This window comes from Streptomyces sp. NPDC088147, assembly GCF_044741565.1.
In the GTDB taxonomy this organism is placed as follows: Bacteria; Actinomycetota; Actinomycetes; order Streptomycetales; family Streptomycetaceae; genus Streptomyces.
The window spans coordinates 1011971-1038095 of record NZ_JBIUSY010000001.1 but is presented as its reverse complement, the minus strand read 5'-3'; the positions used below and the strand labels follow the sequence as shown (position 1 = coordinate 1038095).

At 70.8% G+C, this 26125-nt stretch carries 26 protein-coding genes; 10 read left to right on the top strand and 16 right to left on the bottom strand.

Annotated elements, in window-relative coordinates; all coding sequences use genetic code 11:
- Positions 1-411: 411 nt before the first annotated feature.
- From ACIOGX_RS03715 to ACIOGX_RS03705, 3 genes are all read left to right on the top strand, one after another.
- Complete coding sequence (locus tag ACIOGX_RS03715) at positions 412-1968, top strand: M4 family metallopeptidase (protein ID WP_383963758.1); 1557 nt, start codon at positions 412-414, stop codon at positions 1966-1968.
- Positions 1969-2148: 180 nt separating this feature from the next.
- On the top strand, positions 2149-3663 hold the full coding sequence (locus ACIOGX_RS03710; protein ID WP_401909975.1) for an MFS transporter: 1515 nt from the start codon (positions 2149-2151) through the stop codon (positions 3661-3663).
- A 47-nt stretch (positions 3664-3710) separates the two neighbouring features.
- Entirely contained in the window at positions 3711-4745 is a 1035-nt protein-coding gene (locus ACIOGX_RS03705) for a glutathione S-transferase family protein (protein WP_401909972.1), read from the top strand.
- A 47-nt stretch (positions 4746-4792) separates the two neighbouring features.
- Here the strand turns inward: ACIOGX_RS03705 and ACIOGX_RS03700 are convergent, their stop codons facing one another.
- The 4 genes from ACIOGX_RS03700 to ACIOGX_RS03685 form a co-directional block, all read right to left on the bottom strand.
- Positions 4793-5986, bottom strand: coding sequence for an MFS transporter (locus tag ACIOGX_RS03700; RefSeq protein WP_401909970.1), 1194 nt, complete (start codon positions 5984-5986; stop codon positions 4793-4795).
- Positions 5987-6169: 183 nt separating this feature from the next.
- The gene (locus ACIOGX_RS03695; protein ID WP_401909967.1) at positions 6170-7180 is read right to left on the bottom strand and encodes a hypothetical protein; all 1011 of its coding nucleotides are present in this window, start codon (positions 7178-7180) and stop codon (positions 6170-6172) included.
- 164 nt (positions 7181-7344) lie between these two features.
- The gene (locus tag ACIOGX_RS03690; RefSeq protein ID WP_383963697.1) at positions 7345-8067 is read right to left on the bottom strand and encodes a hypothetical protein; all 723 of its coding nucleotides are present in this window, start codon (positions 8065-8067) and stop codon (positions 7345-7347) included.
- A gap of 3 nt (positions 8068-8070) precedes the next feature.
- Complete coding sequence (locus ACIOGX_RS03685) at positions 8071-8709, bottom strand: RNA polymerase sigma factor (RefSeq protein ID WP_401909965.1); 639 nt, start codon at positions 8707-8709, stop codon at positions 8071-8073.
- 304 nt (positions 8710-9013) lie between these two features.
- Between ACIOGX_RS03685 and ACIOGX_RS03680 the strand changes: the two genes are divergently transcribed.
- The gene (locus ACIOGX_RS03680; RefSeq protein ID WP_356510564.1) at positions 9014-9823 is read left to right on the top strand and encodes an SAM-dependent methyltransferase; all 810 of its coding nucleotides are present in this window, start codon (positions 9014-9016) and stop codon (positions 9821-9823) included.
- Between the two features lie 107 nt (positions 9824-9930).
- Here the strand turns inward: ACIOGX_RS03680 and ACIOGX_RS03675 are convergent, their stop codons facing one another.
- From ACIOGX_RS03675 to ACIOGX_RS03665, 3 genes are all read right to left on the bottom strand, one after another.
- A complete protein-coding gene (locus ACIOGX_RS03675; RefSeq protein ID WP_356510562.1) occupies positions 9931-10962 on the bottom strand; it encodes a hemolysin family protein in 1032 nt (343 codons plus the stop codon).
- Positions 10959-12293 (bottom strand): hemolysin family protein, encoded by a 1335-nt coding sequence (locus ACIOGX_RS03670; protein WP_401909962.1) that lies wholly within the window; start codon positions 12291-12293, stop codon positions 10959-10961. The genes ACIOGX_RS03675 and ACIOGX_RS03670 overlap by 4 nt, the downstream gene beginning before the upstream one ends.
- 192 nt (positions 12294-12485) lie before the next feature.
- Complete coding sequence (locus ACIOGX_RS03665; RefSeq protein WP_401759513.1) at positions 12486-13892, bottom strand: LCP family protein; 1407 nt, start codon at positions 13890-13892, stop codon at positions 12486-12488.
- A 277-nt stretch (positions 13893-14169) separates the two neighbouring features.
- Here ACIOGX_RS03665 and ACIOGX_RS03660 point away from each other — a divergent pair, with 277 nt between their 5' ends.
- The 3 genes from ACIOGX_RS03660 to ACIOGX_RS03650 all read left to right on the top strand — a co-directional run bounded on the left by ACIOGX_RS03660 (position 14170) and on the right by ACIOGX_RS03650 (position 16116).
- A complete protein-coding gene (locus tag ACIOGX_RS03660) occupies positions 14170-14745 on the top strand; it encodes a TerD family protein (protein WP_129767667.1) in 576 nt (191 codons plus the stop codon).
- A gap of 72 nt (positions 14746-14817) precedes the next feature.
- Positions 14818-15396, top strand: coding sequence for a TerD family protein (locus ACIOGX_RS03655; RefSeq protein WP_356510557.1), 579 nt, complete (start codon positions 14818-14820; stop codon positions 15394-15396).
- A 264-nt stretch (positions 15397-15660) separates the two neighbouring features.
- Positions 15661-16116 (top strand): tellurite resistance TerB family protein, encoded by a 456-nt coding sequence (locus ACIOGX_RS03650; RefSeq protein ID WP_129767665.1) that lies wholly within the window; start codon positions 15661-15663, stop codon positions 16114-16116.
- A 139-nt stretch (positions 16117-16255) separates the two neighbouring features.
- On the opposite strand, the gene ACIOGX_RS03645 is transcribed toward ACIOGX_RS03650, so the two are convergent.
- The 4 genes from ACIOGX_RS03645 to ACIOGX_RS03630 form a co-directional block, all read right to left on the bottom strand.
- Complete coding sequence (locus tag ACIOGX_RS03645) at positions 16256-17152, bottom strand: YhjD/YihY/BrkB family envelope integrity protein (RefSeq protein ID WP_401909957.1); 897 nt, start codon at positions 17150-17152, stop codon at positions 16256-16258.
- 119 nt (positions 17153-17271) lie between these two features.
- Positions 17272-18024 carry a PIG-L deacetylase family protein gene (locus tag ACIOGX_RS03640; protein ID WP_401909954.1) on the bottom strand — a complete coding sequence of 251 codons (753 nt, stop codon included), beginning with the start codon at positions 18022-18024 and terminating at the stop codon, positions 17272-17274.
- Positions 18021-18773, bottom strand: a complete 753-nt coding sequence (locus tag ACIOGX_RS03635; RefSeq protein WP_401909952.1) for a papain-like cysteine peptidase — start codon at positions 18771-18773, stop codon at positions 18021-18023. Before ACIOGX_RS03635 ends, ACIOGX_RS03640 begins: the two co-directional genes overlap by 4 nt.
- Before the next feature lie 28 nt (positions 18774-18801).
- Positions 18802-20001, bottom strand: coding sequence for a hypothetical protein (locus ACIOGX_RS03630; protein WP_401909949.1), 1200 nt, complete (start codon positions 19999-20001; stop codon positions 18802-18804).
- 414 nt (positions 20002-20415) lie between these two features.
- On the opposite strand from ACIOGX_RS03630, the gene ACIOGX_RS03625 reads away from it, so the two are divergent.
- Positions 20416-21234 carry a lipase family protein gene (locus tag ACIOGX_RS03625; RefSeq protein ID WP_401909946.1) on the top strand — a complete coding sequence of 273 codons (819 nt, stop codon included), beginning with the start codon at positions 20416-20418 and terminating at the stop codon, positions 21232-21234.
- Between the two features lie 63 nt (positions 21235-21297).
- Here ACIOGX_RS03625 and ACIOGX_RS03620 read toward each other — a convergent pair whose 3' ends face one another.
- Positions 21298-21654 (bottom strand): PRC-barrel domain-containing protein, encoded by a 357-nt coding sequence (locus tag ACIOGX_RS03620; RefSeq protein ID WP_356518631.1) that lies wholly within the window; start codon positions 21652-21654, stop codon positions 21298-21300.
- A 236-nt stretch (positions 21655-21890) separates the two neighbouring features.
- Between ACIOGX_RS03620 and ACIOGX_RS03615 the strand changes: the two genes are divergently transcribed.
- Both ACIOGX_RS03615 and ACIOGX_RS03610 read left to right on the top strand, forming a co-directional pair.
- On the top strand, positions 21891-22922 hold the full coding sequence (locus ACIOGX_RS03615; RefSeq protein ID WP_356518632.1) for an acyl-CoA desaturase: 1032 nt from the start codon (positions 21891-21893) through the stop codon (positions 22920-22922).
- A gap of 49 nt (positions 22923-22971) precedes the next feature.
- Positions 22972-23460, top strand: coding sequence for a GNAT family N-acetyltransferase (locus ACIOGX_RS03610; protein ID WP_356518633.1), 489 nt, complete (start codon positions 22972-22974; stop codon positions 23458-23460).
- Between the two features lie 27 nt (positions 23461-23487).
- Here ACIOGX_RS03610 and ACIOGX_RS03605 read toward each other — a convergent pair whose 3' ends face one another.
- The 4 genes from ACIOGX_RS03605 to ACIOGX_RS03590 form a co-directional block, all read right to left on the bottom strand.
- A complete protein-coding gene (locus ACIOGX_RS03605) occupies positions 23488-23859 on the bottom strand; it encodes a VOC family protein (protein WP_356518634.1) in 372 nt (123 codons plus the stop codon).
- Between the two features lie 77 nt (positions 23860-23936).
- The gene (locus ACIOGX_RS03600) at positions 23937-24671 is read right to left on the bottom strand and encodes a phosphatase PAP2 family protein (RefSeq protein WP_356518635.1); all 735 of its coding nucleotides are present in this window, start codon (positions 24669-24671) and stop codon (positions 23937-23939) included.
- Positions 24668-25303, bottom strand: a complete 636-nt coding sequence (locus ACIOGX_RS03595; protein WP_401909941.1) for a phosphatase PAP2 family protein — start codon at positions 25301-25303, stop codon at positions 24668-24670. The genes ACIOGX_RS03600 and ACIOGX_RS03595 overlap by 4 nt, the downstream gene beginning before the upstream one ends.
- Positions 25300-26007: a DedA family protein gene (locus tag ACIOGX_RS03590; protein ID WP_401759482.1), complete on the bottom strand. Its 708-nt coding sequence runs from the start codon at positions 26005-26007 to the stop codon at positions 25300-25302. The genes ACIOGX_RS03595 and ACIOGX_RS03590 overlap by 4 nt, the downstream gene beginning before the upstream one ends.
- Positions 26008-26125: the final 118 nt, after the last annotated feature.

The window sequence follows — 26125 nt, the reverse complement described above, 5'->3', positions numbered from 1 at the left end:
GCTTTTCGGGGCGTACGACCGATTGCTCACGGAGGGTCCCGCGCCTCCCCGGCGCGGGGCCCTCCCGCTGTCAACTCCACCGTCCATGCGACCGATTGATGTCTGTATGCCGCACTGAATTGACAACACAAGGTCAAATCCTGGTATCTGATCTGTTCCTACGAGTCCGATCGATGTCACTCTCTGGACGGCTCAGCGCGGGTGGATCACGCGGTGAGCCTGTTCACGGCACGCGCACAGCTCAGCACCATCGGGCGACGGTCCATCCATGGCCGCCGCTTCCCCACACAGGGCCGTTACCGACGGCCCGGCACTCTTGGAGACTGAGTGAGACTCGTAGCTTCCACCCCCCGCACGCACACCTCCCGCACGAACGTCGTCCGTGTCGCCGCCCTGGTCGCCTCCGCCGCCATGGTGGTCGTCGGCGTCCAGTCGGGACCGGCCGCCGCCCAGCCCGACCCCACCCGGGAGAGCGGCGCCACAGCTCTGGAGCTCAGCCCGGCCCAGCGCGTCGACGCCATCAAGTCCGCCCAGGCGGACGCCGCGAGCGAGGCCGGTGTCCTCGGCCTCGGCGCCCAGGAGAAGCTCGTCGTCCGGGACGTCATCAAGGACGCCGACGGAACCGTCCACACCCGTTACGAGCGGACCTACGCGGGCCTGCCCGTCCTCGGCGGCGACCTCGTCGTCCACGCGGCCCCGGCCGGCGCGCGCAGCGTGACCAAGGCGACCACGGCCCGAATAGCCGTGCCCTCCACCGCCGCCGAACTCCCCGCGGCCACCGCGAAGTCGAGCGCGCTGAAGGCCGCTTCGGCGGAGAAGACCGCCAAGGCCGCGGCGGACACCGCGCCCCGCAAGGTGATCTGGGCCGCGACCGGCAAGCCCGTGCTGGCCTGGGAGACCGTCGTCAAGGGCGTCCAGCCCGACGGCACCCCGAGCGAGCTGCACGTCGTCACCGACGCGGCCACCGGCAAGCAGCTCTTCACCGACGAGGCCATCGAGGCCGGCACCGGCACCGGCAAGTACAACGGCTCGGTGACGCTCGGCACCACCAAGAGCGGCACCACCTACAACCTCACCGACGGCGCTCGCGGCGGCCACAAGACGTACGACCTGAACCAGGGCACCTCGGGCACCGGCACGCTCTTCACCGACGCCGACGACGTCTGGTCCGGCGGCCGGCAGACCGCCGCCGTGGACGCGCACTACGGCGCGGCCGAGACCTGGGACTTCTTCAAGAACGTGCTGGGCCGCAACGGCATCAAGAACAACGGGGTCGGCTCCTACTCCCGCGTCCACTACGGCAACAACTATGTGAACGCGTTCTGGAGCGACAGCTGCTTCTGCATGACCTACGGCGACGGCTCGGGCAACGCCAACCCGCTCACCTCGCTGGACGTGGCCGCGCACGAGATGAGCCACGGCGTCACCGCCGCCACCGCCAACCTCACCTACAGCGGTGAGTCCGGCGGTCTCAACGAGGCGACCTCCGACATCTTCGCCACCGCGGTCGAGTTCTACTCGAACACCGCGAGCGACCCGGGCGACTACCTCATCGGCGAGAAGATCAACATCAACGGTGACGGCACGCCGCTGCGCTACCAGGACAAGCCGAGCAAGGACGGCGCGTCGAAGGACTACTGGTCGTCCACCCTGGGCAACATCGACGTCCACTACTCCTCGGGCCCGGCCAACCACTTCTTCTACCTGCTGTCCGAGGGCAGCGGCGCGAAGACGGTCAACGGCGTGAGCTACAACAGCCCCACGTACGACGGCTCCACCGTCACCGGCATCGGCCGCGACAAGGCCACGCAGATCTGGTACAAGGCGCTGACCACGTACATGACGTCCTCCACCAACTACGCGAAGGCGCGCACCGCGACGCTGAGCGCCGCGGGCGCCCTGTACGGCACGACCAGCGCCGAGTACAAGGCGGTCGGCGCCGCCTGGACCGCCATCAACGTGAAGTGACCCCCACGGTCCGGCACGGGATCTGAGGGAAGCGACCGACTCGACGGGGTACGGGCCCGCGCGCTCCACGCGCGGCCCCGTACCCCGTCCGCGCGGCCCCGTACCCCGTCCGCGCGGCCCCGTCCACCGGTCGGCGCGCTCCGGGTGAGGGATCGGGACCCGCGAACTAGGGTGCGATTCATGGCCGGAGATACAGGGCGGGGGAGCGGGCAGGACGCCGCCGCGGCGCCGGACCCCCGGCGCTGGAAGGCCCTGGCCGTATGTCTGGTCGCGGGCTTCATGACGCTCCTGGACGTCTCCATCGTCAATGTGGCCCTGCCGTCGATCCGCGAAGGGCTGCACACCCCGGTCTCCGACCTCCAGTGGGTGCTGTCCGGCTACGCGCTCGCCTTCGGCCTCTTCCTGATCCCCGCCGGGCGGCTCGGCGACGCCCGGGGCCGGCGCCCGGTCTTCATGATCGGGCTCACGCTCTTCACCCTGGCCTCCGCGGCCTGCGGAGCCGCCCAGTCCAGTCTCTGGCTGGTGATCGCCCGGCTGGTGCAGGGCTTCGCCGGAGGCATCGTCACCCCTCAGATCTCCGCACTGATCCAGCAGATGTTCACCGGCCGCGAGCGGGGCCGCGCCTTCGGCATGTTCGGCATGGTGGTCGGCATCTCGACGGCCGTGGGACCGCTGCTGGGTGGTCTGATCATCCAGGCGGCGGGCGCGCGGGACGGCTGGCGCTGGGTCTTCTACGTCAATCTGCCACTGGGCGTCATCTGTCTGCTGCTGGCCAGGCGCCTGCTGCCGGACACCCCGTCGGCGGCCCCTGTACGGCCACGCGATCTCGACCCCCTCGGGGTACTGCTGCTCGGCACGGGTGTGCTGGCACTGCTGCTCCCCTTCGTCCAGTCGCAGCAGTGGCACGGCGGCGAGAAGTGGCTGCTGCTGATCGTCGCCGCCGCGCTGCTGGCGGGCTTCGTGAAATGGGAGTCCCGGTGCCGGCCCGGCGGCACCCAGCCGGTGCTGGACCTGCACCTCTTCCGCGTCCGCTCCTACTCGCTGGGGTGTCTGCTGATCCTGCTGTACTTCGCCGGGTTCACCACGATCTTCTTCATCAGCACCCTCTATCTCCAGAGCGGACTGCACTATTCCGCCCTGGAGGCCGGACTGGCCATCACCCCTTTCGCGGTGGGCTCCGCCGTGGCGGCGGGCATCGGAGGACGGCTGGTCAACCGCTTCGGGAGGCCGCTGGTCGTGGTCGGGCTGATCATGGTGACGGTCGGTCTGGCGGCCACCGTGTTCGCCGTGCACCTGGTGCCGGGACACAGCGCGGGCTGGGCGATGGCGGCGCCGCTGCTGGTGGCGGGCCTCGGCAGCGGGCTCGTCATCACACCGAACCAGACGCTGACGCTCTCCGAGGTCCCGGTGCCCATGGCGGGCAGCGCCGGAGGCACGCTCCAGACCGGTCAGCGGGTGGGCTCCGCGATCGGTATCGCCGCCGTGGGAGCGGTCTTCTTCGCCCAGGTGGAACCGGACGGCTGGGCGAGGGCGTTCGACCACGGGCTGATCGTCTCGCTGGCGTTCGTGATCGCGGCGCTGCTGGTCGCCGGCGCCGACGTGGCCACGGCGCACCGGGACAGAAAGAGGGGTACGGGGCCGACGCGGCCCTTCACCCACCGGGCGTCGCCACCGCCGAAAGGAGACCAGCGATGAACCGCACTCCCTCAGAGAGTCCGGAGAGCCCGGAGAGCCGGGAAAATATGGAGAGCACGGAGAGTACGGAGAACACGGAGCGCAACGCGGAGTACGGCAGGAAGCCCTTCACACGTTCGAGGAGCCATTTCGCCGACCGGATCACGGCCGACGGCCGGGACGGCTGGCCCGTCGAGTCCGGCCGCTACCGGCTCGTGGTCAGCCGCGCCTGCCCCTGGGCGAGCCGCGCCCTGGTCTCCCGTCGGCTCCTCGGCCTGGAGGACGCGATCTCCCTCGCCATCGCCGACCCGGTCCAGGACGACCGCAGCTGGCGCTTCACCCTGGACCCGGACGACCGGGACCCCGTCCTCGGCATCCGCTTCCTCGGCGAGGCGTACGACGCGCGGGAGACGGACTATCCCGGCGGGGTCAGCGTGCCCGCCATCGTGGACGTACCGAGCGGGAGACTCGTGACCAACGACTTCCAGCGGATCACCCTGGACCTCGCCACCGAATGGACGGCGCTGCACCGGCCCGGCGCGCCCGATCTCTACCCCGAGCCGCTGCGCGACGAGATCGACGAGGTCATGGCGGGGATCTACCGGGATATCAACAACGGGGTGTACCGCGCCGGGTTCGCGAACGGGCAGAGCGCCTACGAGGACGCCTACCGCGCGTTGTTCCGCCGGCTCGACCAGGTGTCGCGGCGGCTGGCGGACCGCCGCTATCTGGTGGGGGACACCCTCACCGAGGCGGACATCCGGCTGTTCACCACCCTGGTGCGCTTCGACGCCGTCTACCACGGACACTTCAAGTGCAACCGCTCCAAGCTCACCGAGGACCCGGTGCTGTGGGCCTATGCCAGGGACCTGTACCAGACCCCGGGGTTCGGCGACACGGTGGACTTCGACCACATCAAGCGGCACTACTACCAGGTGCACACGGGTATCAACCCGACCGGCATCGTGCCCCTCGGCCCCGATCTGTCCGGCTGGCTGACCGCACACCACCGGGAGGAGCTGGGCGGACGGCCGTTCGGCGACGGAACACCACCCGGTCCGGTGCCGAGGGACGAGGAGGTTCCACCGACGGGACGCCCCTGAGAGACCCGCTCCGCTCCCGGCCTCCTTCGGCTCTCCGCCGGCCCTCGTCAGACCTCCGGCAGGGGCCGGCGCAGCAGATACAGCCCGACGAGCGCCACCAGCACCACCACACACGCCGTGAACGTCAGCCCGGCGCCCTTCAGTCCCAGCCCGAGCGTCAGCGCGCCGACACCGACGACGGGCAGCGAGATTCCCGTGTAGGCGACGACGAACAGGGCGGAGACCGTGCCGCCCCGGTTCGCGGGCGGCGCCGCGCCGCTGACGGCGGTCATCGCCGCACGGAAGGCGAGCCCCTGGCCCAGACCGCCCAGGACCGCGCCCGTGACGAGCAGCGCCAGGGACTCCACCGCCAGCGACGCTCCCACCAGCACCAGACCGGCCACCAGCACCAGACAACCGCCCGGCAGCGCCCGGCGTACCCCCAGACGCCCCATCAGCGACTGGCCGATGGTGGAGGCGAGGAAGAGGGAGAAGACGACCGATCCCGAGACGGCCAAGTTCTCGACGTTCAGGGTCTGGGACACGAAGGACGGCGCCACCGCGGTGAACAGACCCAGCAGGGCGAAGCCCGCGAACGCGGCGAGCGCCGAGGGCGCGAACACCCCACGCACCTGGGGCGGCACCACCAGCCCCTGTGGCCTCAGCCGGGGCCGCCGCGTCGGACGCGCGACGGTCTCCGGCAGAAACCAGGTGAGTACGCATGCCACGGCCAGCAGTCCGAGATGGACGATGAAGGGCAGCCGCAGCGGCCACGGCGCGTACTGCGCGAGCAGCCCGGAGAGCAGCGGGCCGCAGCCCAGACCGCCCATGTTCGCGGCGGTGGCGGCGAGCCCCGCCCGCGCTTTCTCCTCGGGCGGGGCCAGCTCCAGCACGGTGACGGTGGCCGCACCGCTGAGCAGCCCGGCGGAGAAGCCCGACAGCAGCCGGCCCGCGAACAGCAGCGGAAGCCCGCCCTCGAACAGGAAGCAGAAGGCGCTCCCGGCGGCCAGCCCCAGCGCGGCCAGCAGCACCGGCCGCCGGCCCACCTGGTCGGAGAGGTCGCCGGCCAGCAGCAGTACGGCGATCACCCCGAGGGCGTAGACGGCGAACACGATCGTCACCATCAGCTCGGAGAAGCCGAGCTGCCGGCGGTAGAGCCCGTACAGCGGGGTGGGCAGCGTCGTCCCGGCCATTCCGATGGCGAACACCGCGGCGGCCACCGGATATCCGAGGCGGCGGCCTCCGTGCGCGCGATCCGTCATACCAGCCCCGTCCTACGAGCCCCGTCCTTCGAGCGTCCTCCGAGCCCTGTTCTCCGAGTCCTGTCCTTCGAGTCCTGTCCTTCGAGCCCCGTACGTCCGGCACGGACACCGCGCCCGGACCGCCGCGACGATGCGCGGCCGGCCGCGGGCGTGGCGTCACGGCGTCACGGAGGGCGGAGGGGATCAGCCGTCGTTGGCCGTACCGGCCGCTCGCTGCCGGCGCATCAGGACCGAACCCCCGACGAGCGCGGCGAGCACGGCGCAGGCCATCGCCGTCACCTTCGCCCAGACGAACGACTCGCCCAGACTGCTCCGGAGCAGGTCGACACCGCCCGCGCCCGACATCGAGTGGGCGGCGATGATCCCGACCGCCGTCGCCGCGCTCGCCGCCCAGATCCGGGTCGTGTCCTGTACGGCCAGCCAGAGGCCGAGCACGAGACACAGGGCGGTGATGGCGAGGGAGAGCACATCCGCGAAGCCCCCGGAACGCAGCTGGGCGAAGTCCGTCGGCAGATGGATCAGGCCGCATCCGAACAGCACGGCCGCCGCGGGCCAGCGCAGCGCCGACCGCAGGGCGGGGGAGGCGCCGTGGGGGCCGGACCTGGTACCGGCCAGGGCCGCGAGACCCGCGGCGATCCCGGGGCCCTCGATCCTCGGCCTCGCCGCGATCGAGTCGGCGAGCGGACCGGCCGGCGCGGCCGGACCGACCGGGGTGGCCGCACCGACCGGCGCGGCCGGACCTGTCGGCGCGAGCGGGGCGAAGGGCGCGGCCGGGGTGGCCCGCACGGCGGCGTCTTCGGCGTCCGGCGCGAACATGTCGAGCTGTTCCGGCTCGCGGCGCGCCTCGGCGAGACCGGCCGGGGCGGCAACGACGCGCTCCTCGGTGCCGAGGATGGACACGAGCAGCGCCACATCCTCGATCGACCTCCCGACGGCCGCGGCCCGCAGTGCCGTGTCGGCCTCGTCGACCTCGTGCGGGGGCTCGTTCAGCAGGGCGACCAGGTGCCGTACCTCGTCGAGAGGACGGGTGACGGCCGCGGCGCGCAGCGCTTCGTCCCCGGGGTTGGGGACCTCTCCGGTCCGCTTCAACAGGCTCACCAGCGCGGCGACCTCGTCCAGGGGCCGGGCGGTCGCCGCTGTCCAGAGCAGGGTCCGTATCGGCGCGTCGTCGGAGGGCGTGGGATCAAGAGGCATGGCACTGCTCCCTCTACCGAACTCCACGGGCGGCACTCTCACCGTGGAGGGCCACCGTGCGCCAGATCGGCGCACGCTTGGGTACATCAAATGCCCCTGTCGGACTTTTGTGCCATCCGGGACCGGCATAAGAGGTCGCGTGCCATGTCGCCCGGCCTCCGCGGCTATCCGGCGGGACGGCCGCCGGTGCCCCTGGTGAGGTCGTCGGTCAGGGAGGGGGCGGGCTGGGGGACCTCGCCGAAGTCCTCGTCCGCGCTGTCGACCCGGAGCCGGTTGATCACGGCCTCCAGCGCGGCCGGCAGCGTGGGGTGACGGCCGTGGTGGCACTGGCTGAGCAGATCGTGCCGGACCGTCTCGGGGAGCAGCGAGGAGAGCGCGGGCGGTGCCACGGGCCGCCCCGACCCGGGCAGATGCCGGGACTGATGGCGCCAGTACGCCGCGTCCTTGAACTCGGCCCGCTGCTGATGGGCGAGGAAGAGGCAGAAGGCCGCGGTGCGATTGCCGCCGCCGGCGGCGAACTGCCACCAGAATTGGGCCGCGTCACGGTGCCCGGTCAGATGCAGCAGCGCGGCGAAGACGACCGCGCCCTCGGGATCGATACGGTCATGGTCCACCAGCCGGCCCAGACTGGCCGCCGCCTCGGGCGCGTTCAGGACGAGGGCGACGGCGAGGCTGAGGTCGTGGGCGGCCTGTTCGTGGGCCGAGGGGTAACGAAGCGGCGCCGCGCCCGGGTCCGTACGGCACGCCGCCGCCCGCACCGTCCGCCGCGCCCCGGCCCGGCTCCGCGCCGCCGCGGTGTCGTAGCCGTCATAGGTGTCGCCGAGGACTTCCGCGTCCTCCAGCAGCGCGTCGATGGGTCCGGGGTCGGGTTCGGGGGTGTGGCGCACGGCCTACTCCTCCCTCTCGGGCGCTCGTACGTCGAGGTCCCTGGCCAGGCGCCTGCGGGCGTGCCGTACATGGGACCGTACGGTGGCGACCTCGATGCCCATGTACTCGGCGACCTCCTCGTCCGGGACCTGGAGGGCGTAGCGCAGCACGACCACGTCGTACTGCCGCTCGGGAAGCCGGGAGATGGCCCTGTAGAGCCCGATCTCCCTTTGCAGCACGTCGAATTGATCACGCTTCTCGTGGTCGAGGAGCTTGCGGACCGCCGCGTGGAAGGCGGCGGTGTCGACCAGCGCCGGTTCCCTGTCGTGGTCGTCCAGCCACCACGCCACCTCCTCCTTGAGGAGTGCCCACGCGTACCGCGCCACCGATTCCTGCGTCAGCACATGCGGCCAGTGCTCCAGGAGCCGGGCGCAGGTGGCGTCGACCACTGTCTCGGCGGCGTCCCGACCGCCCACCTGGGTATGGGCGTAGCGCAGCCACAGGGTGTGGTGGCGCGCGTCGAACGCGTCGAAGGTGAGCGCCAGCCGGTGGATCGTCCCGTCGGGGGAGACCGCAGGGCCGTGGTCCTCCAGGTCCCGGGCGCCCTGGGAGACGCGGACCACCGGACGTTCCGGATCGACCTGCACGCGTGCCCCGTCCACTGGACACCGCGCCGCTCCACGGCGGAGGGCGTCGGTGCGAGAGGTGTGCCTCTCTCATCTGTCGGCCAGCCGGACGAGCACCCTCGATGTGCGGGAGACTCCGGCGTTTCCTCACGGACAGCCATCATATGATTACTGGGCCGAAGGGTGGGCGGTGTTTCCGGATCATTCCGGCGCGCCGTGCGCCGAATCCCTCGCCATCTGGCCTGCCCGCGAGGAGAGTTGGGCCATCTCGTACGGTTGTCCGCATACGGCGGTGGGAAGTCACCGACTGTTATCCGGCGATGAGGACGGGGGTCGCGCGATGGGCGACAACGGTGCGGTGGATCTTGAACTGGACCGGGCGCATTCCGCCCGTATGTACGACTACTATCTGGGCGGGACGACCAACTTCCCCGCGGACCGTGAGGCCGCCGCGAGGGCCATCGCCGCCTTCCCCTCCATTCTCTCCACCGCCCGGATCAACCGGCGCTTCATGCACCGCTCCGTCCGCTTCCTCGCGCGGCGGGGCATGCGGCAGTTCCTCGACATCGGCACCGGAATCCCCACTTCTCCGAACCTTCACGAGGTCGCGCAGCGGGAGGTCCCGGAGGCACACGTCGTCTACACGGACAACGATCCGATCGTGCTCGCCCACGCCCGCGCGCTGCTGCACAGCCACCCCGCCGGGCGCACCGCGTACGCGGAGGCCGATGTCACCGCCCCCGAGGCCCTGTTGGCCGCCGAGGAGATACGCGCGACGCTCGACTTCACCCGCCCCATAGCGCTCAGCCTCAACGCGCTGCTCCACTTCGTCACCGACGAGCACGACGCCCATGACATCGTCGAACGGCTCAAGTCCGCGCTGCCGTCCGGCTCCACGCTCGCCATCGCCCATGTCACCACCGAGTTCGACCCGGAGGGCATCGCGCGGCTCACCACCGCCTACCGCGCCTCGGGCACGCCGGGACAGGCGCGCACCCGCGAGGAGATCGCCCGGTTCTTCGCCGGCTGGCAGCTCCTGGAGCCGGGGATCACGCCCTCGCACGAGTGGCGCCCCGACCCCGAGGAGCAGAGCGGGAGCGTCAGCAACAAGGAAGCCGCCTGCTACGTCGGAGTGGCACGCAAACCCTGACCGCCCCCACCGCAAGCCCCCACCGCCCCCACCGCACGTCCCGACCGCCGGAATGAAGAAGCGGCCGGTGCCCGGGGCGGGGCACCGGCCGCTCTTCCGCCGCGCGGCTACGCGGCGGTCGGTGAGCCGGCCGCGGGGCCGACAAGTTCCTCCAGGACGTCTTCCATGGTGACGAAGCCGATGACGGTCCCCTTGTCGCCACTGACGGCGGCGAGGTGCGTACCGGCGGCGCGCATGGCCGTCATGGTGTCGTCGAGCGGGGTGTCGATCTCGACCCTGATCACCGTGTGCAGCGCGGAGCGCGGGAACGGCCGGGTCCGCTCCCCGGCACCGAGGGCGTCCTTGATGTGCAGATAGCCGAGGATCGTGTTGTCGGGTCCCGTGACCGGCAGTCGCGAGAAGCCGGAGGACGCCGCGGTGCGCTCCAACTGCTGCGGGGTGACCTGGTGGTCGACGGTGACCACCCGGTTGAGCGGGACCATCACCTCACCCACCGGACGCGTGCCCAGCTCCAGGGCGTCGCGCAGCCGCTCGCCGTCCGCGGGGTCCAGCAGTCCCGCCTCGCTGGAGTCCTTGACCAGACGGGCGAGTTCGTCGTCGGTGAAGACCGACGCGACCTCGTCCTTGGGCTCGACCTTCAGCAGCCGCAGGATGGCGTTGGCGAGCGCGTTGATCCCGAAGATCACCGGACGCAGCGCCCGGGTCAGCCCGACCAGGGCGGGCCCCAGCGCGAGCGCGGTCGGAGCCGGTGCGGCCAGCGCGATGTTCTTGGGCACCATCTCGCCGATCAGCATGTGCAGATACGTCGCCAGGGTCAGCGCGATCACGAACGCGATCGGGTGGATCAGCGCCCCCGGCACACCGATCGCCTCGAACGGCGGCTCCAGCAGATGGGCGATCGCCGGTTCGGCGACGGCGCCCAGCACCAACGAGGAGATGGTGATGCCCAGTTGGGCCGTGGCCATGGCCGCGGACAGATGCTCCAGACCCCACAGGGTGGTCTTGGCCCGGAGGCTGCCCTTGATCGCCAGGGGCTCGATCTGGCTGCGCCGTACGGAGATCAGGGCGAACTCGGCGCCGACGAAGAACGCGTTGGTGAACAGGGTGAACACGCCGATGGCGAGTTGCAGGCCGGTCATCGGTTGTCCTCCGCGAGCTGGGTGGCCAGTGCGGGCGCGGTGATCCCGACCCGGTCGGCCCGGTGGTGCTCGATCCGCAGGACCGCGAACCGCCAGCCCTCGATCTCCAGTGTGTCGGTCAGGACGGGCAGCCGCCCCAGCCGGGTCGCGAGCAGCCCGGCGAGCGTCTCGTACGGCCCCTCCGGTGCGTCGAAGCCGATCTCCGCGAGCTGGTCGAGACGGACACTGCCGTCCGCTTCCCATACGCGGCGGCCGTCGGCGGCCGGCCGGCCCGGTGCCAGGTCGGGGGTCTCGTCCGGGTCGTGCTCGTCACGTACCTCGCCGATGACCTCTTCGACGATGTCCTCGACGGTGGCGACGCCCGCGGTGCCGCCGTACTCGTCTATGACCACGGCCATCGTCCGCGACTCGCGCAGGCGCCGCAGCAGCCGGTCCACCGGAAGGGAGTCCGGGACGAGCAGCGGGCTGGTGGCCAGCTCGGTCACGAGGGTGTCGCCGCGCCTGTTCTCGTCCAGCGCGAGGACATCGCGGATATGGATGGTGCCGATCACCTCGTCGAGGCTGTCGCGGTAGACCGGGAACCGGGACAGGCCGGTCGCCAGCGTCAGATTCGCCGCGTCCGTGGCGGTGGCGTGGGCCTCCAGGGCCCGTACGTCCACGCGCGGCGTCATCACGTTCTCCGCGGTCAGGTCCGCCAGATGCAGGGTCCGTACGAACAGCTCGGCGGAGTCCGCCTCTATGGCGCCCTCCCGGGCCGAGTGCCGCGCCAGGGCGACCAGCTCCTCGGGGGTACGGGCGGAGGCCAGCTCTTCGGCGGGCTCCAGCCCGAAGCGACGCACCAGACGGTTCGCGGTGTTGTTGAGATGCCTGATCAGCGGGGTGAAGGCGGCGGTGAAGCCGCGCTGCGGCCCCGCCACGACCTTGGCGACCGCGAGCGGGTTGGAGATCGCCCAGTTCTTGGGGACCAGCTCGCCGATCACCATCAGTACGACGGTGGACAGGGCGACGCCCAGCAGGGTGGCGACGGTGGACACCGCGCCCGTCGGCAGGCCGAGCGCCTCCAGCGGCCCGCGCAGGAGCAGGGCCAGGGACGGTTCCGCGAGCATGCCGATGACCAGCGAGGTCACCGTGATGCCCAGCTGGGCGCCGGAGAGCTGGAAGGTCAGCCGCTTGACCGCCGCCAGCGCGCTGGCGGCGCCGCGCTCACCAGCGGCGGCGGCACGCTCCAGCTCGCCGCGCTCGATGGTCGTCAGGGAGAACTCGGCCGCTACGAACACCGCACAAGCGAGCGTGAGCGCGAGAGCGAGGAGCAGCAGAAGCAGCTCGGTCACCGTGCCACCTCCGTTCCATCGCTCGACGGGACGGGGACGGCACGGCTCGTACTGGGAGGCTCACCCATTGCGGGACCGCAGCTCCTTCTTGGTCAGGTAGGTGGTGAAGGGCGGAGTGGACACCCCGCCCAGCAATAGTAAAGGATTCGCAAAGAAGCGCAATGCCGTGTCCGGCTCACGCCATCGCCCGGATCACCGGACGGCGCCGAAGTCCTTGCCGACGGTGAGTGTCACCACGCCCGGGGCGGCCGTCGCGTCCTCCCGGGCGACGCTGCCCGGCAGCCGTGAGGCCAGTACCTCGGCCGGTCCCGCCTGGTCCTGCGGATAACCGACCGTGGTCTTCTTCGTGTCCTCCGGCGCGTTGCCGACACCGACGACCGTGAATCCCACCGACCGCAGTGCCTCCGCGACCGTCGCGGCCCGCCCTGTGGTGCCGGAGCCGTTGAGGACCTGGACCCGCACCGTATGGGCGTAGACCGGGTTCTTCGCGTCGGCTTCCAGTTTCTCCTTGTCGACTTCGTCGTCCTTCGCCAGGGAGGCGAACAACTCCGCCGCCTGCGGGTACTGCCAGACGACGTTCGCCTTGTCGGTCGGCGCGTCCGCCTCCCGCGCGTAGTTCGGCACCGTGAGGAACGTCAGCCGGTCGGTGGGGATTCCCTTGACCTCGGACGCGAGGCCGGAGAGGGGCTTGATGCCCGCCAGCGCCTTGTCCGTGGTCAGCGACTTGGTCGCCGAGTCCAGGAAACCGTACAGCGCGTTCGGGCTGGTCAGTTTCTCCTGGGCCTTGGCCGCCAGGGCCTCCATGAACTCCTGCTGCCGGCCGATACGCCCCAGATCCGAGCCGTCCCCGACGCTGTAGCGCGTACGGACGTACCCGAGGGCGGCCTCGTCCCTGACCGTCTGGCATCCGGCGTCCAGGTCGAGATGGGCCTTCTTGTCATGGATGGCGGTCTCGGGGCAGACCTCGATGCCGTCCAGCGCGTTGACCATGCCCTTGAAGCCCTGGAAGTCGACGGACATGAAGTGGTCCATGCGCAGGCCGGTGTTCTGTTCCACCGTCCTGATGGTGCAGGCGGCGGCGCCGGACACCTCGCCGGTCGTACCGCCGATGGCGAACGCCTCATTGATCTTGAACTTGTGCGGCGCGGACTTGCTGCCGTCCCCCTTGTCGCACGCCGGTATGTCCACCCATGAGTCGCGGGGGAGCGACACGACCGTGGCCCACTTACGGTCGGCGGACACATGCAGGACCATCAGCGTGTCCGACTGCATGGTGGTCAGGCCCTCGCCGTACTTCGCGTTGTCGCCGCCCCGTGAGTCGGACCCCACCACGAGGATGTTCTTGGACCCCGGGCTCAGATTGACCGGCCGGTCGCCGCCGATCCTGTTGTCCACGTCGGCGGAGTGGATATTGCCGTTGAGGTCCTGGTAGATCCAGGCCGCCGCTCCCGAGACGCCGATGAGTGCCACGGCGAGTGCGCCGCCCGACCACACGGCTATTCGGCCCCGCCGGGTCAGCCTGGTCCTGCCCGCCCGCCGGCTGCCGCGATGACCCCTGCCCGCCGAGTGACCCCGCCGCCCGCTGGATTCCCTGCCCACGCTGATCCTCCGTGCCCGTCGCCGGCCGCCGTTCGTCCGGAACAGGCCGGTCATCGCCCCGTGCGACAGATGCACTCTACTTTCTCTACATGCTTGTAGAACGAACTGGGGCTTCCTCGCCGGCCCTTCACGGCACACCTTCGCGGCCGGCAAACTTCTACAGTGTTGTAGATTTGCGATCGTGCCATACGGCACCGCGTGGCACCGGAACGTCCGGCGTGCCCGGCGCCCGGGACGGAAGACGTGCCCGGTTCCGGGACGGAAGAAAGGAAGCAATATGGGTGTGAGCCTCGCCAAGGGCGGCAACGTCTCGCTGAGCAAGGAGGCTCCCGGTCTGACCGCCGTTCTGGTCGGCCTCGGCTGGGACGTACGGACCACCACCGGCGCCGATCACGATCTGGATGCCAGTGCCCTGCTGGTCGACGGCTCCGGCAAGGTCGGCTCCGACCGCCACTTCGTCTTCTACAACAACCTGACCAGCCCGGACGGTTCGGTCGAGCACACCGGGGACAACCTCACCGGTGAGGGCGAGGGCGACGACGAGACGGTCAAGGTCGATCTGGCCGCCGTGCCGGCCGATATCACCAAGATCGTCTTCCCGGTGTCGATCCATGACGCGGAGTCCCGTGGCCAGTCCTTCGGTCAGGTCCGCAACGCGTACATCCGGGTGATCAACCAGGCGGGCGGGGCCGAGCTGGCACGCTACGACCTCAGCGAGGACGCCTCGACCGAGACCGCGATGATCTTCGGCGAGCTGTACCGCAACGGCGCCGAGTGGAAGTTCCGCGCCATCGGCCAGGGGTACGCCTCCGGTCTCGCCGGTATCGCCTCCGACTACGGCGTCAACGTCTGACGTCCGTCCCCGTACCCGCGTGCGTCCGCGTACCGACCCGCGCGTCCGACCCCACGCCCCCAGGAGCGAACGATGAGCGTCAACCTTGCCAAGGGCCAGCAGATCAGCCTGACCAAGTCCGGCGGAGGTGAACTCACCGTCGTCCGCATGGGCCTGGGCTGGCAGGCGGCCCGCAAGGGCTTCCTCGCCCGGCTGACCGCCCGCGAGATCGACCTGGACGCCTCGGCGCTGCTCTTCGCCGGGAAGGAGGCCGTGGATGTCGTCTTCTTCCAGCATCTGACCAGCGACGACGGATCGGTGCGGCACACCGGCGACAACCGGGTCGGCGGCGCGGGACAGGGCGGTGACGACGAGTCGATCGTCGTGGACCTCCAGCGCGTCCCCGTCCATGTCGACCAGATCGTCTTCACCGTCAACTCCTTCACCGGCCAGACCTTCGAAGAGGTCGACAACGCCTTCTGCCGGCTGGTCGACGAGACCAACGGCCAGGAACTGGCCCGCTACACACTCACCGGCGGTGGCAAGCACACCGCGCAGGTCATGGCCAAGGTGTACCGCTCCGGCGGTGCCTGGCAGATGTCCGCCATCGGCACCCCCGCCGAGGGACGTACGTTCCAGGACCTCATGCCGGCCGTCGTCCCCCACCTCTAGGGCGTGTTGCGAAAGTAGCGCCGTCCGCCCGCAGGGCGGGGCCTGCGGCGTCCGGTGCGTGCGATCGCAAGGCGGAGGGTCGCCCCAGTACTGGACGTACTGGGGTGATCCCGACAACGCCGCGAGCGTGCGTGCCGGGCGTCGCGGGCCAGGCGGGACTTTCGCAACACGCCCTAGGCCCCCGCGGACGGGCGGCGCTGCTTCCGCAACGCCCTGGCGTCCGCACCCCTCACCCCCGCCGCCCTCACTTTCCAGGAGACACACGTGGCCCTGTGGGACCGCATCAAGGATTCCGCCGCGTCGATGCAGACGCAGCTGAACGCGAAGAAGAACGACCTCAAGAGCGGCGCCTTCCGTGACGCCAGCATGGCGATGTGCGCGCTGGTCGCGGCGGCCGACGGCTCCATCGACCCGTCCGAGCGCCAGCGCGTCGCCTCGCTGATCATGACCAACGACGTACTGCAGAACTTCCCCGCGGACGATCTGCAGACGCGCTTCAACGACTACTGCCAGAAGCTGACCGCCGACTTCGACTTCGGCAAGGTCGGTGTCCTCCAGACCATCGGCAAGGTCGCCAAGAAGCCCACCGAGGCCCGCGCGGTCATCCAGATCGGCATCGTCATCGGCGGCGCGGACGGCGACTTCGACGAGAGCGAGCGCGCGGTCGTCCGCGAGGCCTGTTTCGCGGTCGGCATCGCGCCGGGCGAGTTCGACCTCTGACGGGTCCGACGGTCATGAGCCGGGGCGTGCCGTCTCCCGTACGGCGCGCCCCCCGGGCGTTCTCGGGGCCGGGTCGGCGTACCGCCGTGGTCCCGGCCGCAGTGCACGCTGTTCCGTCGGTGCACCCTGGCCCGCCGGTTCAGTCCGTCCCCTCGGTTCGGTCTGTCCCCTCGGGGGGATCCGTCTCGTCGTAGGCGTCGATACAGCGCTGGATCCGCCGGTGCATGCGGTGCTCGTGGAAGAGACGGCCCACCAGCGCGCCGCCGTAGACGACGAAGCCGACGCCGACCAGCCAGGACTGGATGACCAGGACCGTCCCGAACGGGCCGTAGGTCACCGCGTTCGCGGCGATCAGCGGAGAGAAGACGACGCGCGAGAACACCCGGAGTCCGAGCAGCCCCAGCGCGGTCGCGATGGCACCCGGCAGGAGCGCCGGCCAGCGGACGCGGCCGGCCAGGAGCACCCGCTGCGACCACCAGAAGAAGAGGCACGTCCCGATCAGATCGCCGAACGTCGCGAACACGATCGCGACGACGGACTCGGAGGTGACGGGCGTGTTGACGAAGAGCAGGAGAAAGAAGACGAGCACCGCCAGCCACAGCACATGGCGCCACATGGTGTGCCAGCGCGCCGTCGGCAGCTCCCAGACCCGCTCGTAACCGGTCTGTACGGCGGACCCGAACGTCAGCCCGAACACCGCGAGCGCGGCGAGGCCGAACGCCGTCGTCCGCTGCAACGCCTGGCCCGGTCTGCCGAACAGCTGCTGGATCTCCGCCTGCGCGGAGGACGACACCCCCAGCCCCTGCCCCAGCCAGCGGGCGAACCCCTGACCGCTCGCCGGGTCGGCCGCCGCGACGAGGATCAGCAGGGGCACGAGAGTGAGAAAGCCGAGCGCGGCGAAGCTCATCGCCCGGTGCATCAGCTCCATCTCACGGCCGCGGTTCCAGGCGAGCACGGCGGCAGACGCGGCGATGGAGCGATAGAGGCTCCGGAACCGGTGTCTGTGCTCCGTCGCACCGAAACGCTTGCGGGTCATGGTCGTCTACTACCCGCCGGGGACGCCGCACCTGTGCAGGGCCCCCGGATGGGTGCCGCGCCGCCCGCCCGGCCCCACCCGCGCGGACAGGTCGCGGGCGGGGCGCGGCGTGGCGCCTGTCAGCCGGACTCTCCCGGGGATCCGGCCTCCTCCAGCGCCCAGACCCGCTCGGCGCGCAGCGGTCCGCCCCGGGCCATCACGCGACCGTGGTCGATGGCGAGCGGCGCCAGCTGCGACGCGTAACAGAGCACCGCCGCGCGCTTGGCCGCCCACTGCTGGTCGGACAGCGTCAGATCATGGACGGTCCGCGTCCGGTAGCGGCTCGCGATGTCCTGATAGGCGCGCCCGTAGTCCTCGTTCTCGGCGAGGGCCGTGTCGGTCTCCGCGCCGCCCCACTCCTTGAGATGCCCCGTATAGGGAAGGTCGGCGTAGACGAGGGGGAGCGGCCTGCCGAGTTCGCCGAGGACGCGCAGCGCACGTTCGCGGACCTTCGTGTGATCGGCCTGGTTGGTGCCCAGGGGAATCAGCAGCCGCGTGTCGGGGGCGAGATCGGCGAGATACGTGTCGATCTCGTGGAGCGGGCCGCCGTCCCCGTACGGGCCGTCGGGATGCCCGAGCACGACCCGCTCGACGCCCAGCAGCGCACAGGCCCGGGTGTCTTCCGCCACCCGGGCGAGATGCGCCTCGCCGCCGGACGAGAAGCCGCAGGTGGTGTCCCACCAGGAGACCTCCTGTCCTGGACACGGCGCGCCGCCGTACACGGTCACGACGGTGACGGGCGAGTCGAGCGCGGGGATCAGCCCCGCGAGCGACAGCGCGGCGTCGTCGAAGTGCGGGGAGAGGATCACGGTGGCGGGCGGGGGCGGTGTCATACGGACGTGCTCCTGTCGGTGGCGGATGATGCGGGTGTCGCGGATACCGCGGATACCGCGGATACCCCACGCGGTACGGAGACTCCACGCGGTACGGATGGTGGCGGCGTTGGCGAGGGGGCTGGCGAGGGCGCCGCGGCGAACCGCACCTCGCGGAAGGCGGCGTCCCACTCGGCGTCGTCGCCCTCCCACCGGCCGGGGGCTGCCGCGACCGTGCCCCAGCCGATTCCGGGGCCGAGGGCGCCGCCGTCCGGCGGCGGGGTACGGCGCAGCCAGAGCAGATCGAACCGGTGGCGCGGGTACGCCGTCGCGATGACCAGCCGCAGCCGGCGCAGATCGGCGGCGGTGAGTTCGTCGAAGGCGTCGTGGTGGACATACAGCACATACGCGGACGATCGCGCGAGCGTACGCCAGCGGTCGGCCAGCGCCCGGAACTTGGCGCGTACGCGGTCGAGCTGCCGGTCGATGTCGGACCGGCTGAGCGTGCTGCCCGGCGCCGGGTGGAAGTCGTGGAAGAAACGGATGTCGGTGCCCCGGTCGAGCGCGCAGTGACCGTCGCCGAACGGTTCGACCATCCCGGGCCGCAGCACGTCGGAGAAGTCCCCGGCGATCGTCTCCACCACGGACTCGAATTCGAGATCCAGCCAGTCGAAGAAATGGGCGCGGTCGTCGCCGGTGATCCGGCGGATCTGATGGGTGGACTCGCAGTGGTAGCCCAGCCCGACACAACGGTCGTACGCGTCGTCCATGTCGTACCTCTCCGGTCTCCCCGGGCGGTCAGCCGTTCGTACGCCGCAGGAGCAGGCCCACGCTGCCGCGCTTGCTCAGATAGGCGCGTCCCGCGCAGACGGTTTCCAGCTGCGGGGGTACGAGAACGGTCTCCTCGTCCGCCCGCCAGCTGGTGGACCGCTCCAGCCAGGGGCGTACGCGCGAGGCGAGCGCCGCGGGTTCGAGCGCGACGAAGACGAGATCCGTGGCCAGATCGTCGAGGAGCGCCAGATCCTGGCCGTAGTAGAGCATCTCGATCAGCAGGTGCGCGGTGGCGCGAGGACCGTCTTCCTTGGCCAGTTCGGCGAGGTCGGCACCGTCCACGGTGACCCCGTCGGTACCGGCGAGCGCGGCGGTGAGCCGGGGCCGGAAGACCGCGTTGGGCTCGGTCGCCCGTACGGTGAAGCCCGCGGCGGCGAGCCGGTGGGTCAGCGCTCCCTCACAGGCCCCCACCTCCACCAGCGCGCCGCCGGAGCCGGAGCTGTCGCCGTTGCCGGCGCACCGCTCCCGTACCCAGGCCGCGGTGGCGTCGAGCCGTCGTGCCTCGTACGGCGAGCTGTCGAACTCCCAGGGATCCACCACGGACGCCGCCTCGTCGTCCAGGCTGGCGAGCAGCGCGAAGAGCCGCTCACGCTGGTCGGGGTCGGTGTCGAAGAAGCGCTCGACGGCGGGGACATGGGGTGTCTGGACGACGAACTCGGGGTCCGGCTCGGCCAGCAGATGCCCGCACGAGCCGTTGACGAAGTCCAGCTTGGCCGCGATGTGTTCCGGCCCCAGCGAGCGGTCGAGATCGCTGAGGATCTGGAGGTACGGCGAGAACCCGACGGCGTGCCGCAGCCCGGCCCCCGCGAGGCGGGCGTCGGCGGCGCGGGCGAGGGCGGTGTCACGGCCGAGGCGCCCGCGACTGCGCCGGGTGTCGGCGGGGGAGTGTGTCCAGATCCGGCAGGGCTGTCCGGCGGCGGCCTGACGCAGGAGCGCGGCGAGTACCTCGGGCCCCGGCGAGGCGATGCCCTCCGTCACGGGCCTGACATGGGACGCGATCAGGGCGAGGCGTTCCGCCGCATTCATGTCCGCACCGAGGACCAGCGTCTCGGCGCGATCGTGATCGGCGAGGATCACCCGGGTCTCGCCACCGCCGTCGTCGGTGAGCACGGACAGGAAGTCGAGGACGGCGTCCTCGGCCCGGAGTACGACAACGATATCGATCACGGTACTTCGGTCCTTGGTACGGAGCCGACCGGGGGAGCGGGGCGGGGTGGGGCCGTCGGAGGGTGCTCGGTACGGGAGTGTCGGCTGGCAGGGACCCTAGCGGTCACCGCGCATGTGGTCCAGACCAATCGGAAGGGTGATCGTCGATTTTCGGCCACCCCGGCCGGTCCCACGAGAACGCCGAACTCGCCGAACGCGCCGCCGAACCCGCCAACGACGTGAAGGCGCGAAGGCGCGAGGCCGGGCGAGGTGCGACGCGGGTACGCCGGGGCAGGGGCCCGTGCGCTCCGAGCGCTCCCGCACGCCGCCCGTACGGGTGAACGCGGTGATGTGGCGGGTCCGGGGAATCGCCGATCATCGGACGCGTCACTTCCACGCCCGTGTCCGTGTCCGCGTACGTCCCGGAGGTTCGCCGTGCCCGTCGCCCCGCTCGACCATCAGACGACCGGCTATCAACTGGCCCACGCCTACTGGCTGGCGAAGGCCGCGGAGCTGGCCTACCGCGACGAGGACGAGGCGCGGACCGTCCTCGCCGACTGGGGGTTCGACCGGTTCCGGCACTTCGAGGCCCGCCATGAACTGCCGTTCCCCCTGGAGGACACCCAGGCGTACGTCGCCGCCAGCGACCGGATGATCGTCATCGCGTTCCGCGGCACCCAGCCGCTGGAGATCCGTGACTGGCTGACCGACGCCAACACCCCGCCCGTACCGGGACCGGGTAACAAGGGCTTCGTCCACTTCGGCTTCCACCGGGCGCTCGCCTCGGTGTATCCGGACGTACGGTCCGCCGTCGAGGCGTTCCGCACCGGCGGCCAGACCGTGTGGTTCACCGGGCACAGCCTGGGCGGCGCCCTCGCCATGCTCGCCGGAGGCCGGCTGTACTTCGAGGAGCCGCGGATCCTCGCCGACGGCATCTACACCTACGGACAGCCCCGCACCTGCGACCGGCTGCTCGCCGTCGCGCACAACACCGCGCTGAAGGGCCGTACCTACCGCTTCGTCAACAACAACGACATCGTTCCGCAGGTCCCGCCGGCGCCGGTGTTCACCCATGTGGACCACGTCAGGTATTTCGACGCCGATGGCGTACTCCACGACCGGATGCCGCTGATCGACGGGCTCGTGGACCGTATCAAGGGGCGTACCGCCGATCTGTTCGCGCCCGCGTCCGTCGGAATTCGCGACCACTTCATGCCCGCGTATCTGGCGAATATCGAGAAAAACCTCGTCTGATCTCCGCGCGGCCACGGCGCGGGGCGCGGCTCTCCCGCCGCGCCCCGCGCCCGCGTCGCTTTTTCAGCGGCGGCCGAGCCGGCGCTCACCCTGCGTTCCGGTCGCGTAGGGCAGCCCGTAGTGCGAGAAGATCCGCGGTTCGTCCTCGGAGAGAAGTTCTCCGTCGGTATCGATCGACGGGGCGTCCTTGGCGAGTTTCCTGTCCCACGGGACCTTCAGATAATCCGGTCCGACAGTGGCGTCGGCCAGCGGGACGAAGACCAGCCGCCGTTTCATGGGCAGTCCGACCGTGACCGTGGCGAACGACGGGGCGTCCGTCGCGGTGTCGACATAGATGGCCTCCAGCGAGCCGATCTTCCGCTTTTCGACATCGACCACGTCGTGGCCGCGCCACTCCCGGATGTCCTCGGCTTCGAACATGAGCGCCTCACCTCTCCTCGGCTTATTCTCTTCTTATCCGTTTTTCCAGGACAGTACCCGGACTGGGTATCGGACCGATGCCGGCCGCGCCCGTATCCGCCGTTCGGGGGTGGTGGACGGCTACACTCGAAAACACATTCCCGGTCGGTGTACACAATCAACAGCCGGCTCAAGACGGTCGAGACCGACCCGAAAGGCGTGGCTGAATGGCGATCCATCCCTCAGGTGAACCCGCGGTGCTCGAAAATCGACGGGAAGCCGGCAGTGATTTCGCCTGCCTGGCGAGGAAAATCACCGCGGCCGGCCTGATGCGCCGACGGCCCGGGTATTACGTGGCGCGGATGTCGCTCATCGCCGTGCTCTACGCGGTCGGCTGGGCGGCCTTCGCCCTTCTCGGCGACAGCTGGTGGACGCTCGCCGTCGCCGCTTTCCTCGCCGTCGTCTTCGGACAGGTCGCCCTCGTCGCACATGACGTGGGACATCGCCAGGTGTTCCGGCTGCGCCGGGCCAGTGCCTGGGCCGGCCGGCTCGCCGGGAATCTCGGTATCGGCATGGGATACGGCTGGTGGCAGGACAAGCACTCCCGGCACCACGCCAATCCGAACCACGTGGAACTGGATCCGGACGTCGAACCCGACGTACTGGTGTGGACCCGCGGCCAGGCGCGCGCGGCCAAGGGGCTGCCCCGGCTGATCGGCGGCTCGCAGGCCTATCTGTTCTTCCCGCTCCTCGCGCTGGAGGGCATCAACCTCCATGTGGCCGGGGTACGGGCACTGGCCGACCGTTCGCTGAAACAGCGTCGCCTGGAGGGCCTGCTGCTCTTCACCCACTTCGCGCTCTATCTCGGCGCGCTGTTCGTGGTCCTGCCGCCCGGCAAGGCGGTGGCCTTCCTCGCCGTCCACCAGTGCCTGTTCGGTCTGTATCTCGGCTCGATCTTCGCCCCCAACCACAAGGGCATGCCGACCCTGACCGGTGACGACCGCCCCGACTTCCTCCGGCGCCAGGTCCTCACCTCGCGCAATGTGCGCGGCGGCTGGTTCACCGATCTCGCGCTGGGCGGGCTCAACTACCAGATCGAGCACCACCTCTTCCCGAGCATGCCCACCCCGCATCTGCGCCGGGCCCAGCCCCTCGTCCGGCGTTACTGCCAGGAGCTGGGGATCGACTATCTGGAGACGGGCCTTCTCACCTCCTACCGCCAGGCGCTCAGAAGCCTGCACGACGCGGGCGCCCCGCTCAGGTCGGCCGTGGCCGCCACCGAGGCGTGAGAGGGAAAAGCACTGGTGGGCCCGTGGTGTGTCCGGGCATTCTGGCCGCATGCTGATCAGGGAAGCCACCCCCGAGGACTGGCCCGCCATCTGGCCGTTCTTCCACCGGATCGTCGCCGAGGGCGAGACCTTCACCTACCCCCTCGGGCTCGGCGAGGCCGACGGCCGTGACATGTGGCTGGTCGCGCCGCCGAACCGCACCGTCGTCGCCGTCGACGACGCGGGTACGGTCCTGGGCACGGCGAAGATGAACCGGAACCACATGGGCAACGGCTCGCACATCGCGAGCGCGAGTTACATGGTCGACCCGGCGCACGCGGGCCGCGGGCTGGGCAGGGCGCTCTGTACGTACTCGATCGACTGGGCCCGCGCGGCGGGATACCGCGCGATGCAGTTCAACGCGGTCGTCGAGACCAATGTGCACGCGGTGAAGCTGTACCGGTCGCTCGGCTTCGAGGTACTGGGCACGCTCCCGGAGGGCTTCCTGCACCCGGCGCGCGGCTATGTCGGGCTGCACATCATGCACCGCGCGCTCTGAGGGCGGACGGGACTTCCGTAACACGCCCTAGCGGTCCTGGAGCACGGACAGGACGTTCCCCGCCGGGTCCGTGAACCACGCGATGTACGGGCCGCCGCCCCGGAAGACAGCCTTCTCGTCCGCTTCCATTCCGGGGTAGCGCTCGAAGGTCACGCCGCGGCGGCCCAGTTCGTCGACCGCCGCGTCGATGTCGTCCACCGGGAAGTTGAGGATCGTGAACGACGCGGGTGTGTGATCGGGCTTCGGGTAGATGAGCACGCTGGTTCCGCCCGCGAGACGCAGATGCAGCAGGCCGTGCTCCTCCTCCACCGTCAGTCCCAGTGTCTCGCCGTAGAAGTGCCTGGCCTTCTCGATGTCGTTCACGGCGAATCCGCTGAACGCCGGGGTGTTGCCGAACATGGCGGCCGTCCTTTCTCGATCGGGGTTGATCAGGGGGGATCAGGGTCTAAGAGGTAGACGCCCGCGAGGTCCGGGACTCATCGGTCGTCCGGCGGCGGATGCGGCGAGTGCTCGTGGTGCGACCGTCCGGCCGGGAGGTGCGATCGGGCCGGGACGAAGGACGCGCCCAGCCCGAGCCAGGTGGCGGCGTAGAGCCATCCGCCCACGACATCCGTCGCCCAGTGCACCCCGAGATAGATCCGGCTCAGCCCCACGGCGACGGCCCAGCAGACGAGGAGCGCGATGAGCGCCCCTCTCAGCCGTCCGGGTATCGCCTCGGATACGCGGGCGAAGCGGAGGAGGCCCCAGATCAGCAGACCCGCCGCGAGCGCCGACGTGGTGGTGTGCCCGGAGGGGAACGCGAAGCCGGAGGCGTGGGTCAGCCAGTCCGCCATCGGCGGCCGGGGACGGGCCACGGCCGCCAGCAGGCCGTAGCGGGCGGCCTGTCCCGCGAGGAGGAACACCAGCGCGCCGGCCGCCGCCACCAGCCGGTGCCGCGCGTCGCGGCCGGCGAGCAGCCCCGCCACGACCGCGCACAGATAGGGATACGGCCCGGTGCCGCTCGCCGTCACGGCCCGCGCCGCCGTGACGGCCGCGGGGGACGAGCGGTGCCCGACCGACCAGTCGAGCGCGTCCGTGTCCAGCGGGAACGGGGCGCCGCCGCGGCTCGTGATGAGCACGGCCAGCAGGGCGAAGGCCCCGGCGCACAGCGCGGTGACGATCAGCGGCGCCGTGCGGACGGCTCTGCGGGCCGGCGGTCCCGTCAGGCTCACCGACGGGCCACCAGCGGGCGCAGCGGGGTGTCATGGAGCCGTTCGGCCAGCGGAGCGGTGCGTCGCGCGAGGCTCATCAGCGCCCAGGCCACCACGGAACCGACCAGCAGCCCGAGGACGACGTCGTGCGGGTAGTGCGCCCCGACCCAGACCCGTGATCCGGCCATCAGCAGCGCCGCCGGGACCGCGACCGCCGCGAGCGAGCGGTCGACGAACAGCAGCGCGACGGCCGCCGCCGCCGCGATCGCGGCGTGGTTGCTCGGCAGCGACCAGTCGCCCAGCGGAGGGCAGGCCTCGATGGTGATCGTGTGCAGCGTCTGACAGGGCCGCTGCTCCCGCATCACCGACTTGAGGGCCAGACCGGCGACGTACGCCAGCACCAGCGCGAGCGGCGCGGCGAGTGCCATGACGGCACGCGCCGAGGACCGCGGAGCGCCGGCCGCGGGCCGGGCGCGCCACCACGCCGCCAGCAGGAGCGCGCCGAACAGGGCCAGACCGTAGGTGGACCAGAGGGAGACGGCGGTGTCCAGCGGGCCGGGTGAGCGGTCCGCCAGGCCGGTCACGGACCGGTACAGACCCTCGTCGAACCATCGCTCATCGGACGCGCCCGGCGCCCACGCGTTCACGGTCAACGTGCCTCCTCGGGGGACTCGGGCAGGGATCCGGCGGCTCCGGTCCCGGCCGGGGACGCGGCGGCGCGGCGCGAGCGCAGCACCTCCAGGGCGAGCGGAACGAGCGAGATGACCACGATGACCGCGACGATGGGCAGCAGATAACGGTCGACATTGGGCACGGTCGAGCCGAGCGCGTATCCGGCGAGTACGAGCCCGACGGTCCAGAGCACGCCGCCGAGGACCTGCCAGAGGGTGAAGAGACGGGCGGGCACGTTCAGGGCTCCGGCCAGCGGGTTCAGCACGGTGCGCACGACCGGGACGAAGCGGGCGAGCACGATGGCCTTCGCGTGGCCGTAGCGTTCGAGCAGTTCCTCCGCGCGGGCCGCTCCCTCGCGCAGCTTGCGGGCGCGGCTGCGCGCCAGCAGCGCCCGGCCGCCGCGCAGACCGATCCAGTAGCCGGTCTGCGCGCCCAGCAGAGCGCCGAGGACCGACGCGGTCAGGACCTGCGGGAGCGAGAGATGCGCGGTTCCGTTCGCGCCGGAGACACAGAGCAGCCCGGCGGTGAAGAGCAGTGAGTCACCGGGGAGGAAGAAACCGACGAGGAGGCCGGTCTCGGCGAAGAGCACGACGGCGATGCCGAGGGCGCCGAACGCGGAGAGCAATGAGCCCGCGTCGAGAAGGTTCACGGCCTGTGGCGTCGTCGCGAGGGCGGATACGTCCATTGAAGGGCTGCTCCCATAATGGTGGACGGAGGGGCGGACAGGGGTGTCCCGCATGACGACCCGATTGACTACAGTTCTGTAGACGGTCTACTTCACTGTAGACGAAGAGAGCGGGAGG